This window comes from Kordiimonas sediminis, assembly GCF_014656395.1.
In the GTDB taxonomy this organism is placed as follows: Bacteria; Pseudomonadota; Alphaproteobacteria; order Sphingomonadales; family Kordiimonadaceae; genus Kordiimonas_A; species Kordiimonas_A sediminis.
In genome coordinates, this window is record NZ_BNCI01000011.1 from 1 (window position 1) to 730 (window position 730).

Genomic DNA, 730 nt, shown 5'->3' on the forward strand with positions numbered 1-730 from the left:
GCACCTCACCACAGCTTATCGCAGCCTGTCACGTCTTTCATCGCCTCCATACGCCAAGGCATCCACCAAATGCTCTTAAATCACTTGAGAAATCCTCCATATCCAGAGATAAACACTCGAAAGCATTCATCTCATACCCCTGCGTTCTCGGCGTAACTCTACGGAACTGAGTTACAAACACAGAGCGATATGAAAAATCATTTTTATCAGCATGCAATTGAAATAGGTTTTAAAACCTATCCCATTTTGGGTGATGCATATAAGACAAGTCTTACACACATCATCACAAACATATAATCGTCTTAAACACGGAATTTGGGGGTCCGCGTAAAATCCAGAAGAACAAGTTCTTCAACCGATTATACGTGCAAGTATAACTTTCTTCACAATTTCAAAGATCAAATCCGCCGGGCAAGCCCTTTGGAATTCTATTTCCCTTTTTTGACACCCTGCAGCACCCTGCTGCAGGCTTAGAGACAGTCTCGAGGAACGCACCAGCTATGCTGATGGTGGGCCGAGGTGGACTTGAACCACCGACCTCACGCTTATCAGGCGTGCGCTCTAACCACCTGAGCTACCGGCCCTCACCAAACTCGAACCAACGGTAGTGATGGTGGAGCCTAGCGGGATCGAACCGCTGACCTCCTGAATGCAAATCAGGCGCTCTCCCAGCTGAGCTAAGGCCCCGTTCTATAACAAGGTCATCACTCGAAGTTCAACCGGCGTACAG

2 tRNA genes and 1 rRNA gene are annotated in these 730 nt (G+C 47.8%); all 3 read right to left on the reverse strand.

Going from position 1 to position 730, the window contains the following annotated elements:
• Positions 1-90 (reverse strand): 23S ribosomal RNA (locus tag IE181_RS14550); the annotation flags it as partial.
• 417 nt (positions 91-507) lie between these two features.
• A tRNA-Ile gene (locus IE181_RS14555) sits at positions 508-584 on the reverse strand.
• A gap of 27 nt (positions 585-611) precedes the next feature.
• Positions 612-687, reverse strand: a tRNA-Ala gene (locus IE181_RS14560).
• Between the last annotated feature and the right edge of the window lie 43 nt (positions 688-730).